This window comes from Arenibacter sp. F20364 (assembly GCF_023015905.1).
Classification (GTDB): Bacteria; Bacteroidota; Bacteroidia; order Flavobacteriales; family Flavobacteriaceae; genus Arenibacter.
The window spans coordinates 1-752 of sequence record NZ_JALKBD010000130.1 but is presented as its reverse complement, the minus strand read 5'-3'; the positions used below and the strand labels follow the sequence as shown (position 1 = coordinate 752).

Below are 752 nucleotides of genomic sequence, written 5' to 3'. Positions count from 1 at the left end.
AAGTCGAGCTTCGATGCTATTGCGGATCAGGTAACGATTACCGGAGTTGGTACTACTTTGGATCCTTTCAAAGTGGAAGACCTTTCCATCGTAACGGCGAAACTTGGTGCCGATGCGGTTACCAATGCTAAATTGGCGGACGATGCAGTCCAGACAGAGAATATATTGAACGGGACCATTTTAACAGAGGATATTTCTTCAGGAGGCAACGACAAGGTTTTGGTTACCGATGCGGTTGGAACGGTTGAGTGGATCGACAAGTCGAGCTTTGCCGCTATTGCGGATCAGGTAACGATTACCGGAGCAGGTACTACTTTGGATCCCTTCAAGGTGGAAGACCTTTCTATAGTAACAGCGAAACTTGGTGCCGATGCCGTGACCAATGCTAAATTGGCGGACAACGCGGTTCAGACAGAAAACATATTAAGTGGAGGCAACGATAAGGTATTGGTTACGGATGCCGTTGGAACAGTGGAGTGGATCGACAAGTCGAGCTTTGCAGCCATTGCGGATCAGGTAACGATTACCGGAGTTGGTACTACTTTGGATCCTTTCAAAGTGGAAGACCTTTCCATAGTAACGGCGAAGCTTGGGGCCGATGCGGTTACCAATGCTAAATTGGCCGACAACGCGGTTCAGACAGAAAACATATTAAGTGGAGGCAACGACAAGGTTCTGGTTACGGATGCCGTTGGAACGGTGGAGTGGATCGACAAGTCGAGCTTCGATGCTATTGCGGATCAGGTAACGAT

Annotated in this window: 1 protein-coding gene; it reads left to right on the top strand. The window is 48.5% G+C overall.

Annotated features, from left to right (window positions below; all coding sequences use genetic code 11):
- Positions 1-752, top strand: a 752-nt coding sequence (locus tag MWU84_RS24015; RefSeq protein ID WP_246906560.1) for a hypothetical protein, incomplete at both ends; no start/stop codon positions are given.